This is a genomic window from Colwellia sp. F1 (assembly GCF_056238625.1).
Map to the genome: position 1 here is coordinate 1 of NZ_JBWDLI010000026.1, position 13,621 is coordinate 13,621.

At 39.3% G+C, this 13,621-nt stretch carries 10 protein-coding genes and 1 pseudogene; 9 read left to right on the forward strand and 2 right to left on the reverse strand.

The window, feature by feature from the left end; translation table 11 throughout:
- Positions 1–354: 354 nt before the first annotated feature.
- Complete coding sequence (locus AC0UA9_RS16355; RefSeq protein ID WP_475661676.1) at positions 355–621, reverse strand: hypothetical protein; 267 nt, start codon at positions 619–621, stop codon at positions 355–357.
- Positions 622–901: 280 nt separating this feature from the next.
- Positions 902–1,129, reverse strand: coding sequence for a hypothetical protein (locus tag AC0UA9_RS16360; RefSeq protein ID WP_475661678.1), 228 nt, complete (start codon positions 1,127–1,129; stop codon positions 902–904).
- A gap of 218 nt (positions 1,130–1,347) precedes the next feature.
- On the opposite strand from AC0UA9_RS16360, the gene AC0UA9_RS16365 reads away from it, so the two are divergent.
- From AC0UA9_RS16365 to AC0UA9_RS16405, 9 genes and pseudogenes are all read left to right on the forward strand, one after another.
- Positions 1,348–1,965, forward strand: a complete 618-nt coding sequence (locus AC0UA9_RS16365; RefSeq protein WP_475661681.1) for a restriction endonuclease subunit S — start codon at positions 1,348–1,350, stop codon at positions 1,963–1,965.
- A 54-nt stretch (positions 1,966–2,019) separates the two neighbouring features.
- Complete coding sequence (locus AC0UA9_RS16370) at positions 2,020–3,579, forward strand: type I restriction-modification system subunit M (RefSeq protein WP_475661684.1); 1,560 nt, start codon at positions 2,020–2,022, stop codon at positions 3,577–3,579.
- Positions 3,569–4,738: a restriction endonuclease subunit S gene (locus tag AC0UA9_RS16375; RefSeq protein ID WP_475661687.1), complete on the forward strand. Its 1,170-nt coding sequence runs from the start codon at positions 3,569–3,571 to the stop codon at positions 4,736–4,738. Before AC0UA9_RS16370 ends, AC0UA9_RS16375 begins: the two co-directional genes overlap by 11 nt.
- Positions 4,739–4,757: 19 nt before the next feature.
- Positions 4,758–6,032 (forward strand): SIR2 family protein, encoded by a 1,275-nt coding sequence (locus AC0UA9_RS16380; protein WP_475661689.1) that lies wholly within the window; start codon positions 4,758–4,760, stop codon positions 6,030–6,032.
- Complete coding sequence (locus tag AC0UA9_RS16385; protein ID WP_475661692.1) at positions 6,029–8,014, forward strand: ATP-binding protein; 1,986 nt, start codon at positions 6,029–6,031, stop codon at positions 8,012–8,014. The genes AC0UA9_RS16380 and AC0UA9_RS16385 overlap by 4 nt, the downstream gene beginning before the upstream one ends.
- A complete protein-coding gene (locus AC0UA9_RS16390; protein ID WP_475661693.1) occupies positions 8,007–11,330 on the forward strand; it encodes a type I restriction endonuclease subunit R in 3,324 nt (1,107 codons plus the stop codon). Before AC0UA9_RS16385 ends, AC0UA9_RS16390 begins: the two co-directional genes overlap by 8 nt.
- A 5-nt stretch (positions 11,331–11,335) precedes the next feature.
- A complete protein-coding gene (locus tag AC0UA9_RS16395; protein WP_475661695.1) occupies positions 11,336–12,148 on the forward strand; it encodes a M48 family metallopeptidase in 813 nt (270 codons plus the stop codon).
- Entirely contained in the window at positions 12,141–13,253 is a 1,113-nt protein-coding gene (locus AC0UA9_RS16400) for an SH3 domain-containing protein (protein WP_475661697.1), read from the forward strand. The genes AC0UA9_RS16395 and AC0UA9_RS16400 overlap by 8 nt, the downstream gene beginning before the upstream one ends.
- A gap of 101 nt (positions 13,254–13,354) precedes the next feature.
- Positions 13,355–13,495: pseudogene (locus AC0UA9_RS16405) on the forward strand (IS66 family transposase); the annotation flags it as partial.
- Between the last annotated feature and the right edge of the window lie 126 nt (positions 13,496–13,621).

Here is a 13,621-nt window from a genome sequence, read left to right on the forward strand (position 1 = left end):
CAAGCGAATATCATCACATCGAGATAATGCTTTTTCAACCGCATGTACTTTAAATTCTTGAGTAAATTTACGACTCATTACCTCTGCCTCTACTAAAAGTTAGAAGCGACAACTATCCTGACACAGTAGGCAACTATGTTAGCACAAAGTGTCAATCCTAACTCGGCATCTTCAAGGTAACGATTTTCTTTACCTGAAGTTATTTTAGGCTTTATATCTTTCTTTTTTGGCCGGTTCTAAATGACCATTCATCAAACTGTCAATATCCACTGCTAATAATTCTTCCAAAATTTACTTTGTCGTCTAAATAAATCACCAACCTTAATCAAGTGAAATTAATTCAATCACTTAAGTCTATTCGCAAATTGGATTATCACGCTTAGCGTGATACGCAATCACTTTAAATCCAAGCTCTATTGCTAAACCATTAGCTTGCCTTTTTATTTCTTCACAAACTAACTCGATTCGGTTCAGAGCACTCAGCTGCTTTCCATACTTATCATATTTTTCTTCAAGGTATTCGTGCCAGAAAGTCGCATCCAAGGCGGTAGACTTAACGAAATCTACTTCTTTCGTATAACCATCTACCCATCTAATTTGCTCGCTTTTAGCGCTCAGCAATAACGTTTTTAAATTTTTACTATTACCAAAGCTACAACTACCAAAGTAAATAGAATCTAATTTCCCACGGCAATCATTTGTGGCTTTAATAAGATTTGATAGTTTAACTGTGCTGATTACATCCTCGTTGGAACCTAATATCTCTTATTTAGAGCCATGTGCAGCAAAATAGATATGATGGATATTGTTTGTTGAAGCTAACCGCAATACTATTTCTTTGAGCGCATCGCCATTATTAAACATTTCATAGTGATATTGATGTCGTGAATCAAAATGCAAATCACTGATCAAATCGAATATGAGTCGTTGAAAAATCTGCATGACCCATCAACTGCATTAATTTGTATTGCACAAAACCAATGGGCAGATTCTTATGGATCAGAAAGCCAGCAAGGTTTGTTGCAAAAGTTGAACGTAAATCATGAAAATCACGCTTTAATGTTTTCCCGAATGGCGCTAATTCCTTACGCACTTTTGAGATCACATTGCCGATAGATTTACGAGACATTACAACACTGCAAAATATACGCATGAGCATTTAACGTGTCAACATAAAATTGCAGTATTTGATTACTGCAAAAACCAATTGACCTAACCAATAATGTCAGACACAATAATTTTCATTAAATTAATTCCGATTTTTTAACGCCAGTTGGTCATATCCCATTGGCGTTTATTTACTTTTTTAGAAATCGATTTGCTGAACACAACCAAGGTTTAACGTTCATGAATGTAAAAATTCACCAAGCTGCACAAGAGCTGCGCCTGAGCGATATTGCCGATATCCGCTTAGGCCACCCTTTTCGTGGCACGGTGAAGCAATACGACAATAGTGACGTAAATGTTGTTCAAGTAAGAGATACCGAGCCAACAGGTAAGATCAATCAATACACTATGGTTGAAACCGTATTAAATACGAAGAAACAACCCGGCTGGTTACAAAATGGCGATGTGTTATTTGTCGCTAAAGGAGCAAAACATTACAGCGTATTAGTAGAACAGGTATTAGAGCGCACTGTCTGTTCTCCACACTTTTTTGTGGTGCGTTTAAAGCCTGAATTTAAAGATGTGGTCGTGCCCGATTTCTTGTGCTGGCAACTCAACCAACAACCTGCACAGCGTTATTTCAAAGCCACGGCTGAAGGTTCAATGTACCTAAGTATTCGCAGGCAAGTGTTGGAGAATGTGCCTATTAAGGTACTTAAGTTAGAGAAGCAAAAACAACTCGCTGCAATGCACCGCTGCGGTGTTAGAGAGCAAAAAGTATTACAAAAGCTTATTGAAAATAGGCAACAACAATTAGAAGCCATTGCTATTCACGCACTTGAAAGCTCATGCGCTTGAAAGAGAGCCTAAAACAAAACAGATTTAAAAATTAATAATAAGGACTTAAAAAATATGACCACAACCAACCAAATCAATCAGGATGATACAGCCTTGAGCCAGCGTGATGGCATCACGCAAAGTGAAGTAAACAAAGCAGTATGGGCCGCTTGTGACACCTTCCGTGGTGTGATCAGTGCCGATACTTATAAAGATTTCATCCTCACCATGCTGTTCTTAAAATATATCTCTGATGTATATAAAGACGAACACGCCAAATTAGTTGAGCAATACGGAAATAATAAAGCATTAGTGGATGCGATGATGGCTAAGCAACGTTTTGTATTACCTGATGGTGCGAGCTTTTGGGATTTATATGAAAAGCGTTATGAAGCAGGTAACGGTGAGCGTATCGATAAAGCCCTTCATGCACTGGAAGAAGCCAATGGCAGTAAGCTTAAAAACGTATTCCAAGACATCAGCTTTAATACCGACCGCCTAGGTCAAGAAAAACAAAAGAACGATTTACTGCGCCACTTGTTAGAAGACTTTGGTAAAGACATTTTAAACCTAAGCACAGAGCGTGTTGGCAGCTTAGATATTATCGGTAACGCCTATGAATACCTGATTAAACACTTTGCCGCTGGAAGTGGCGCTACCGCTGGTGAATACTATACCCCGCCTGAGGTCTCAACCCTTTTAGCCACCGTTTTAGAGCCAGTTGAAGGCGACCAAATATGTGACCCATGTACAGGAAGTGGCTCATTACTACTGAAATGTGGCGCTATGGTACGTAAAAACTCTGGTTCAAAAAAATACGCCTTATTTGGGCAAGAAGCCATTGGTTCTACATGGGCATTAGCCAAAATGAACATGTTTCTGCACGGGGAAGACAACCACCGTATTGAATGGGGCGACACTATTCGTAACCCATTACTACTTGATAAAGACGGCAACGGCTTACTGCACTTTGATGTAGTAACAGCTAACCCACCGTTTAGCTTGGATAAATGGGGCCATGGCGATGCCAGCAGCGATCCATACGGTCGCTTCCGTCGTGGTGTACCACCTAAAACCAAAGGCGATTATGCGTTTATCAGCCACATGATTGAAACGCTAAAACCCGAAACGGGCCGTATGGCGGTTGTAGTGCCACATGGTGTGTTATTTAGAGCATCAAGCGAAGGCAAAATTCGTCAACAACTGATTGAAGAAAACTTGCTAGATACCGTTATTGGCCTACCAGAAAAGCTGTTTTTTGGTACAGGCATCCCCGCAGCCATTTTAATATTCAAAAAGCAAAAAACCGACAACAACGTATTGTTTATTGATGCGAGCCGTGAGTTCAAAACAGGTAAAAACCAAAACCAGTTAACACCAGACAACATCCAAAAAGTCATCGACACCTACAAAGCGCGTGAAACTACCGATAAGTATTCATACCTTGCCAGTGTTGATGAAATTGCCGAAAACGACTTTAACCTCAACATCCCTCGTTACGTTGATACCTTTGAAGAAGAAGCAGAAATTGATTTAGTGGCAGTACGCACTGAGCGTGTACAGCTTAAAAACGAACTGCAAACCCTTGAAGCAGAAATGGAAGGCTACTTGAAGGAGCTAGGTTATGGTGCCTAATGGATGGAAATTAACTTCGCTTGGTGAAGTTTGCTCAAATAAATTACAAACAGGTCCTTTCGGTAGCCAGCTTCATGCACATGAATATACTGATGCAGGTGTGCCTGTATTGATGCCAAAAGATCTCATTAGTTATAGAGCTAATCTGAACAATGCAGCAAAGATCCCCGCTTCAAGAGCCAAGGATTTAGCTAAACATACTTTGAAAGAAGGTGACATATTATTTAGTAGACGTGGTGATGTAGCTAGGTTTGCACTAATAGATGAAAAATCGGAAGGCGCGCTATGTGGAACTGGCTGTCTAAAAGCAACAGTAAATACTGAACACTCACCAATTTTCTTGTCTTACTTCTTGCAAAAAAGTGCAGTAAGGAAATGGCTAGAGCAGAATGCAGTTGGGCAAACAATGCCTAACATGAATACTGCAATTCTTAGTGAGCTACCATTAATGGTTGCATCCTCAAAGCAAGAGGAAGAAAAAATCGCCACTATCCTTGGAACTTGGGATAAAGCGATTAGCACCACCGAACGCTTAATCAATAACACCAAACAGCAGAAAAAAGCCCTAATGCAAAAACTGCTCACGGGCAAAAAACGCCTACTTGATGATTCAGGTAAACCGTTTGAGAGGGAGTGGAAAGAAGTTAAGCTCGGAGAAATAAGTAGTATCACCACAGGTAGCTCAAATAGAGAGGACTCTTCTCTTGATGCTCAATATACCTTTTTTGATCGTTCTGAAGATATCCGTACAAGCAGTCGCTACCTATTTGATTCTGAAGCAGTAATTGTACCCGGAGAGGGACAAGACTTTGTACCTAAACACTTCAAAGGCAAATTCGATTTACATCAAAGAACATACGCAATCATGAACTTTGATGGTTGTGTTGGGCGGTTCTTGTTCTATTACATAGGTTATTACCGACACTATTTCTTAGCTCAAGCCGTAGGTAGTACAGTTAAGTCGTTAAGGCTGCCAATGTTTCAAAAAATGCCAATAAACCTCCCGAATAAATTGGAACAGGCAAAAATAGCCTCTGTTCTTAATAGCGCTGATAAAGAAATAATTACTCTAGAACAACAGCTTGCTGATCTTAAACAAGAAAAAAAAGCGTTAATGCAGCAATTGTTAACAGGCAAGCGCAGAGTGAAATTAAACTAAATTAAAAGGACGTAATACAATGAGTGAAGATAAAAAATTAGCTAAAGAACATCTGAAATTTCAGCAAGGACAAGAAAACTTGTTTGCTGACCAAGATAGTATCGGAGATGGCATTGAGAAGATTAGGAGCAAGCTGTCAGATCTCACTAATATTAAAAATCTTCACTTTTTGCTCGGAGCTGGTGCAAGCTCTGATGCCATACCTGCTATGGCACCGTTAATTGAAAAAGTATCTGAACGAGTTGCAAGTGCTGAAACTGCGCAGGCATTGGCTGCTCATCCAGATGTACTCAAACATGATGAGTTAAAGGCTTTATATAAATCTGCAAAGGATGTTTCTCCTAACAACCTTGAAAATATCCTAGGCACGCTCTATTCAAAACGAGAGTATTTAAAGGGGATTGGTCAAACAGATAGTCTTAATGATTTTCTTATCGATTTAATTGAATCCCAGATTTATTCATCAATAAATATCGACTGTAATTCTACTGATGCAGAACTTTCTTTGTCGTTGTATAAAAATCTTTATCAAAAGTTAGCTCTACGAAATAAAGATTTGGCAAGGGTCAATGTATTCACAACAAACAATGATTTGCTTAGTGAAACTGCGTTGGGCTTTCTTAACATTAATTACAACAATGGCTTCAGCAGCGGCCTTTCTCGTACATTCAACCCTGCACGCTTCTCTTATACGTTTTCCAGAAAAGTTGACCCAAGTGTTGAAAAATATGAACCTCTGGAAAACATGGTTTATCTATACAAACTCCACGGCTCTATTAGCTGGGTGGAATCAGACGATAATTCATTTTTCAATATCAAAGAGGTGGATGTTGCTCCAAATGAACCACCCAAAGCCAGCAATGTTCTTATTTATCCAACACCACTCAAACAAAATAAGAGCTTAGGTTCACCTTACGCAGATCTTATCAGGGAGTTTCAAAATAAACTGTTACTACAACATGGGGTGTTGATAGTTATTGGTTACAGTTTTAGTGACGAACACATAAACAATGCGATCTACGCAGCATTGGCATCAAATTCAACTTTAAGCGTGGTCATTTTTGGTGATTACTATCCAACCGAAAATTTAACAAGGCTAACTGACAGGCGTATATACCAAATATCAGGGGCAATAGAGTCTACCGCAGAAGATGGTGGAACCGTTTATAAAGAAAAGGTCCATTACTTCAATTATATAGTAAATAACTTTATTCCTGACTTAGATCGAAACAAAGAAGGTGAAGTACTTGAAGACTTTATAAAATCAGTAAAGCTGCTTAAGGATAAAAAATGAAGATAGGGAAAATTACCTCAGTAAATTTTAATCAGTTTCGAGTAAAGATCTCGTCAGAGATAAGAGGCAATTCAGTGAACGTAGCTGGTGTCGTATATTACTTCGGAAATATTGGTAGTTACCTTAAAACTACAAATTCGGTAGGTGAGCAGCTTATTTGTGAAGTGGTATCTATTTTCGACAGTGACATGAAAATAGACTCAGCCGCTTACGATATTGATAGTAATAGAGAATTGCTATTAAAACCTGTTGGAACAATTACTCGTTTAGGTAAGTTTAATCTGGGTGTAGGCATTTTTCCGGGAATATACAGTGAAGTTGACATTGTTACTTTCGAAGATATGGAGTTGATTCTTCAAACTAGCAAAGATAAAGAGTTGTGCGATAGTATTCATCAGAGTTTTTATCTTGGTGAAAGTAAAAATTTAATCAATTACCCAATAGACATATCTATAAATTCCTTTTTTAACATTCATTCTGCTGTGCTTGGTAACTCTGGCAGTGGTAAATCAAATACGATTGCTCATATTATCCAAGAAATACATAAGAAAAAGAAAAACTCCGCTATTGGTTCTCGAATTCTAATCTTTGATGTAAACGGTGAGTATCGGAATGCTTTCACAGATCATGATAAGTGCCCCAATTTGAAAGTTAGATTACTAAAGCCAAACATTAATGGCAAAGAGGATGGGGTCGAACCATTTTATCTGCCGCACTTCCTTATGAGCATTGATGAGTGGAGCGCTTTCTTAATGGCTACAGATGCAACTCAGCGCCCTTTTTGGGATAAGGTTCTGCAAGAGAGCTATAAATTTTATATGATTTCAACCCGTGAGGGAGAAGAGCGACAAAAGTTCATTAATTATCTACGCTTCAAAGTCTGTAATTTAGTGCATATGCTTCTAGGGCAAGGTGATACCGACACCGCCATTGTGACGGCTGCAAAAAATGTTATCTATGGCATTTCTGAGCTTATCGAGCTTGACCCTCTTCTAAAACAAGCCTGTGAAGAAGAAGGAATGTATGCCGATTTACAGGAATTATATGACAATTGTTCAGTAGCTTACGGCAATAACAATGATAGATTAAAAGAGGCTGTTGATGATGTTCGTGGAAAAATTGATTATGACTCTGTACAGGAGGTAATTTCTTTACGAGCTAGCTCTGAACAGTATTTTGACTACAGATTCTTAAAGCAGGCAGCAAATCTAACCCTACTAGAAGAAGACGCTAGAGGTAATAGACGAGTTAGAGAATACACATCTACTATGATGACTCGGTTAGACTTTTTCCTTGATAATCCAGATTGTGATTTCATGAGAAAGCGGCCTGCTGGTACCACTAATATTGAAAAGTATCTAGAATGGCTGTGGGGAACGAATTTAACCGTACCTTCACAAACAAATATGGTAATCATAGATACTAGTGAATTGTCTAAGGATGCATTAGAGACATTAACGTCAGTAACATCAAGGTTAAACTTTTCATCCCGAAAAAAATTAAATGGGACGGCAAGACGAGAGAAACCTGTACACCTAGTACTTGATGAAGCTCACCGATATATTAAAAAAGACTCAAAATATCTTCTTCGCGAAAACATATTCGAACAGATTGCCCGTGAGGGAAGAAAGTATGCATTGTACTTGCTGATATCGTCACAACGACCGTCTGAATTATCAGAAACTGTTTTATCTCAGTGTTCAAATTTCATTATTCATAGAATTCAAAATGAAATCGACATGAAATATGTATATGCGATTCTTCCATTTTTTTCAGATGATTTTGCCAACAAGATAAAACAATCCGTTCCGGGAGAGGCCCTTATATTTGGTAACTGTGTTTCTATGCCTCTACATGTAAGAATTAAGCAAGCTTATCCAGAACCTAATAGTGAAAACTGTAAAATTCACGAAGAATGGTTTAAGCATTTTCCGCCTCCACCGCCTGAAATACCAATTGTCGTGGAGAATATAAATGAATAGCAGAACGATAAACTTCCAAGAAGAGTTTAGCGCAAAAATACCCGCGCTTACGCTGTTAACTAATTTAGGTTACACATTTATTCCTCCAAGTGAATGCGAAGCGCTGCGCGGTAACATTCTAGTTAGCGAAAAGAAAAGCACCCATCAGGTGGTGTTGTTACCTGTAATGCGTGCCTTTTTAGCCAAACAGACATTTTCGTTTGCAGGTAAGCAGCATACGCTCTCAGAAGCGGCCATTGATAAGGTAATGCATGAGCTGAACCCTGCGATGAACCTAGGGCTAAAAGCCGCTAACGAGAAAATTTATGATGCGCTAATGTATGGCGTGAGTGTGACTGAATTTATTGATGGTAAAAAAGCCTCGCCCACTATTAAGCTGATTGATTGGCATAATATTGATAACAATGCCTTTCATTGTACCGAAGAATTAGTAGTACAAAATGCCGAGGGTACGGGCAACCGCAGACCGGATATTGTGTGTTTTGTAAATGGTTTGCCATTAGTGGTGATTGAGGCAAAACGCCCCGATTCAAACAAGGAAGGTAAATCGACCAATGCTGAGGCAATTTCTCAGCATATTCGTAATCAAAAGCAGGATGAGATACCGCATTTATATGCCTATAGCCAGTTACTATTAGCCATAAATGGACATGAGGGCTTGTATGCAACGTGCGGCACGATAGATAAGTTTTGGGCAAAGTGGAAAGAAGAGCACTCTCACCTAGGAATACCCGAAGCGGAATTTGTTAGGCTTAAAAACCACACGCTGAGTGATGAGCAATTAAATGCATTGTTTGAGCATCGCCCCGCAAAAGATAAAACAGATTACCAGTCACTTATTGCCGCAGGAGAGCTGACGGTAACCGACCAAGACAGGCTAATTGTAAGTTTGCTACGTCCTGATCGCTTATTGGATATGACTCGCCTGTTTACTTTGTTTGATAAAAAAGCGGGTAAGATTGTAGCTCGATATCAGCAGGTGTTTGGTATAAAAGCACTTATTGAGCGTATTAATACGTTTGATGACTCTTCATCCGCTCGCGGCGCTGGCGCTCGTCAAGGTGGCGTTATTTGGCATACTACGGGCAGTGGTAAGTCGTTTACTATGGTATTTTTATCAAAAGCACTTATTTGGCTTGAAGAGCTAGCACAGTGCCGCGTAATAATTGTGACTGACCGCGTGGATTTAGAAGACCAGCTAAGCCGAACCTTTGCATCTGGTGGTGTATTAACTGACAGAGATAAAAAAGATGCTATGGCAACCTCAGGTAAGCGTTTGGCCGAGCAAATAGGTCAAGGTAACGAACGCGTTATTTTCTCGATAATTAATAAATTTGGCTCTGCAATAAAACACAAAGACTGCTACAACGACAGCCCGAATATAATTGTTTTAGTGGATGAAGGTCACCGCAGCCAAAACGGTGAAAATAATATCCGTATGCAGCAAACCCTGCCCAAAGCCGCGTTTATTGCCTTTACAGGTACGCCGCTATTAAAAGATGATAAGACAGAAAACAAGTTCGGTAAAATTATTCACTCCTACACCATGCAGCAAGCGGTTGAAGATAAAACTGTTACCCCACTGTTATACGAAGAACGCATTCCAGAGCTGAACGTTAACGATAAAGCTATTGACGCTTGGTTTGAACGCAGTACCAGTAAACTAACTGATAAGCAAAAAACGGATTTAAAGAAGAAGTTTTCGCAAAAAGGTCAGATCTACCAAACTGAAGGTCGAATTGACCTGATTGCTTATGATATTGCCGACCACTTCCAAAACTTTAAACAACAAGGCTTAAAAGGCCAGCTAGCTTGTGACTCAAAAGCTTCTGCAATCCGTTATAAGAAGGCATTGGATAAAATAGGCACGGTTACATCAGTTGTGGCGATGTCGGCTCCAGATACTCGTGAGGGTCACGAAGCGGTTGATCAGGAAAGTAAGGACATTGTACAAAACTGGTGGAAGGCTAACGTTAATAAAATGGACGAAAAAGCCTACACCAAAGCCATTATTGAAGCCTTTGGTAGAGATGATGGCCCAGACATCATGATCGTAGTTGATAAGCTGCTGACAGGCTTTGACGAGCCAAAGAACACTGTGCTTTATATCGATAAGCCCCTAAAAGAACACAACCTAATACAAGCTATTGCCCGTGTTAACCGATTGCATAGTAAAAAACAGTTTGGTTACTTAATTGATTACCGAGGCATATTAAAAGAGCTTGATACCACTATTGAGAAGTATCAAGACCTTGCAGAACGTACCCAAGGCGGCTTCGATATTGATGATCTTAAAGGTTTGTATAACCGCATGGATACGGAATACAAAAAGCTTCCGGGACTACACAGCGACTTATGGGCAATATTTGAAGGTGTTAAAAACAAGCAAGATGGCCCAGCGCTTCGCCAAGCGTTAGCGCCTAAGGTGAATGATGTTGATGGTAAGCTTACCGACACTAACCTTAAAAAGCGTGATGACTTCTACTCAGCACTGACCGCATTTTCAAACTGTATGAAAGTAGCGCTACAATCAGCCACCTACTTTGAAGATAAGTCATTCGATAATAAACGGGACCTCTACAAACGTGACTTAAAAGCTTTTGTAGATTTACGTAAACAAGTACGTGAAGATGCCGATGAAATCATTAATTATGATGAGTACGCTGAAGATATTCGCAGCCTTCTAGACAAGCACATTGCAGGTATTGAAGTTAAAGAGCCAGACGGTGCGTACTTGGTCGGTAATTTAGGAAAAGACGTTAAGCCACAGGATATGAGCGATGATGAGGCTCGTAACCAAACGGATAAAATCACGGGCCGAATTACCAAAATGATTGAGCAAGACTTAGCGGATGATCCTTATGCTCAGGAATATTTTTCTAAGATGCTTAAAAAGGCGATTGAAGATGCCAAAGCAATGTTTGATGCGCCAGTTAAGCAGTACATCCTTTTTGCAGATTTTGAACAGGAAGTGAAAGATCGCAAAGTCGCTGATGTTCCCAATGACTTTGTTGATGACTCAGGCAAGTTAAATAAACATGCACAAGCCTACTTTGGTTTGTTTAAGCACTTATTTAATGCCGACTTCTTGACTGAAAAGGATCTGGATAGCGACAAGTTAGTAGCCTTGGCGTTTAGTATTGATGATGTGGTGAATACCGCTGTTGCTGAGTATTCAATCAATCCTGCTGAGATTGAAAACGCCATACACATGAAGTTATTACCGATGCTGTTTGGTGATCTTGGTCTTGAGAACGCTCAAAAGCTGATTGAAGAAGTTCTTAAGATCACTCGATTAGGCTTAGCAAGGGGCTAACAAGAGTGACTAAACAAGCCGTAGCTGCTGAGGTCCGAACAACAACCAATGAACGTGGTGTTTTTACCTATGGTAACGACACCATTCGCTATGATGTTATTCGTAAAGCCAAGCCTGCTGAAAATGCTAAAAAAACAGCACGCAAAGTAATTATTAAGGTTCACCCTGATCAGCGTGTTGTGGCTACAGTGCCACATGATGCAAGTGATGATGCTATTCAAGATGCTATGCATAAGCGTGCCAGATGGATTTGGCACAGCATTGATGACTTTGCTAAGCAAAAAGATACCGTTTTACCCAAGCGTTACGTGAGTGGCGAAACGCAGTTTTACCTAGGTAAGCGCTATGTATTAAAGATCATCAATGATGCCGAGCAAGTGCCCAATGTGAAGCTAAGCCGTGGCAAATTGAACGTAACAATCAAGCAGGAAGTCAGTAAAGATATTGATGATCGGTTGGTTAAAATTAAACCACTAATCGACAAGTGGTATCAACACAAAGCAAAAGCAATTTTTCATGAACGACTAGCCGAACTACTTCCGAAAGCTACTTGGGTAACAGGCATTCCCTCTTTTCGTGTGATGGCAATGAAAAAGCAATGGGGAAGTTGCTCAAGTAAAGGCAACTTGATGCTCAACCCTCACCTCGTTAAAGCAACGAAAGAATGCATTGATTACGTGATACTACATGAGCTTTGCCACATTGCTGAACACAACCATAGCGAACGTTTCTGGCGCTTATTAACCCAAGTAATGCCAAACTGGAAGGAAGTAAAAGCCAAATTAGATGATATGGCGGAGATGTATTTAAATGAGTGATGACAATTTTACAAGTTTTCTTAATCCAAGTTTGATGAATGAAATCTCAAGGATACAAAAGCAAAATGAATTATTAACCAACCTTGGTCTTCAAAGTACAACCATTTCAGCTATGTATCAAGAAATGGAAAAGCTTCGTCAATCATCAATTATTCAGGAACCCCAATGGCTAACAACTGCTAAGACATTAGCAGAACAAAGTAATAGAATTATTAAGGCTATTGAACAACCAGCTTGGCTTAAAACCATTAATCAATTTGAAGAACTAACTCGCCACAATAGCTTTGCTTTGGAAAGCTCAAATGCTTATGGTAATTTAATCAAAAGCATAGGCTTACCTAAAAGCTCTTTTGATAGCGCTCTGTGGAAAAGTGAATTCGAAAATAACAAGCAGCTATTAAAGGCTTTCGAACGACCAGAATGGATTAAATCAATTAACCGTTTTGATGAAATTAATCGGCTGTCAGTGAAGGCTTTCTCACAGAATGAGTCGTATAGTCAACTAATAGAAAGTGCAAAAAAGGCATCCCAACTTTATAACCTAGATGCCTTTGAAAGTATTGCCAATCTTCGCAATTCACCTTTGAGCCATTTTAATGAATTAGTCGAAAAAGCATTTAATCTTCCTGAGTATAGTAGCGATATCCACGGGTTAGATGAGGATATCAACAATGAAATATCTCAAGTTGATGACTTCGAAAAGTTACCTTCCACTGTACAAAACAAAATTATTTACTATCTAAAATTCATATTTTTAACGATTCTTCTTAACTTGATATCAAATTACATTTACGACCAAAGGGAGTTACTTGCTAAGACTTTGAAGTTGATGGAAACACCATCTGAAGTTAAAAAATTTGTAAGAAGTAGCTCAGCGCAGTTTGAACGAGAAGTTCTAAGCGGTTTAAGAGTTGTGTCTGGCAACAATGTCAACTTAAGAACTGAACCATCAATGAAGTCGGAAATTATAATGACTTTAAATACAGGAAGACTGATAGAAGTGGTTGATAAGTCAAACCGAGTTTGGCTAAAAGTTGAAGTTTTTGATGGAGAAGATGTAATTCAAGGATGGATAGCTAGGCGATATACTGTTTATTTTAAATAACTCAGGTAACAGTTTAAGCAGCTTTTTGAAGGTGGCATTCGTTAATAAAAAATGAAGATGACATTATAAAATAATCACCGCACCTAAACCCAAGCAGCCATTCCTACATGTGGGTTTATCGCAGCAATGAAACCAGCGATGAGCCTGTGGTTATTTACGACTACCAAGCAAGTCGAAGTCGCGCTTGCGCAGAAGCATTTCTCGCGGGTTATCAAGGCTATTTACAATGTGATGGTTATAGCCGACATTCCGCACCAGTTTTAGGAATAAATTTTCTGATAAATGCTGCCCATGCAATTTATGATAATGCTGTTCCTCTCCTCCACATTGAGGATTAATTGCTGCCCACCACTAATCGTTAATACATG

Coding starts and splice junctions, on each gene's coding strand:
- AC0UA9_RS16375 (WP_475661687.1), top strand. CDS start 3,569: ATGGTGCCTAATGGATGGAAATTAACTTCGCTTGGTGAAGTTTGCTCA.
- AC0UA9_RS16380 (WP_475661689.1), top strand. CDS start 4,758: ATGAGTGAAGATAAAAAATTAGCTAAAGAACATCTGAAATTTCAGCAA.
- AC0UA9_RS16385 (WP_475661692.1), top strand. CDS start 6,029: ATGAAGATAGGGAAAATTACCTCAGTAAATTTTAATCAGTTTCGAGTA.
- AC0UA9_RS16360 (WP_475661678.1), bottom strand. CDS start 1,129: ATGTCTCGTAAATCTATCGGCAATGTGATCTCAAAAGTGCGTAAGGAA.
- AC0UA9_RS16390 (WP_475661693.1), top strand. CDS start 8,007: ATGAATAGCAGAACGATAAACTTCCAAGAAGAGTTTAGCGCAAAAATA.
- AC0UA9_RS16365 (WP_475661681.1), top strand. CDS start 1,348: ATGAATGTAAAAATTCACCAAGCTGCACAAGAGCTGCGCCTGAGCGAT.
- AC0UA9_RS16400 (WP_475661697.1), top strand. CDS start 12,141: ATGAGTGATGACAATTTTACAAGTTTTCTTAATCCAAGTTTGATGAAT.
- AC0UA9_RS16370 (WP_475661684.1), top strand. CDS start 2,020: ATGACCACAACCAACCAAATCAATCAGGATGATACAGCCTTGAGCCAG.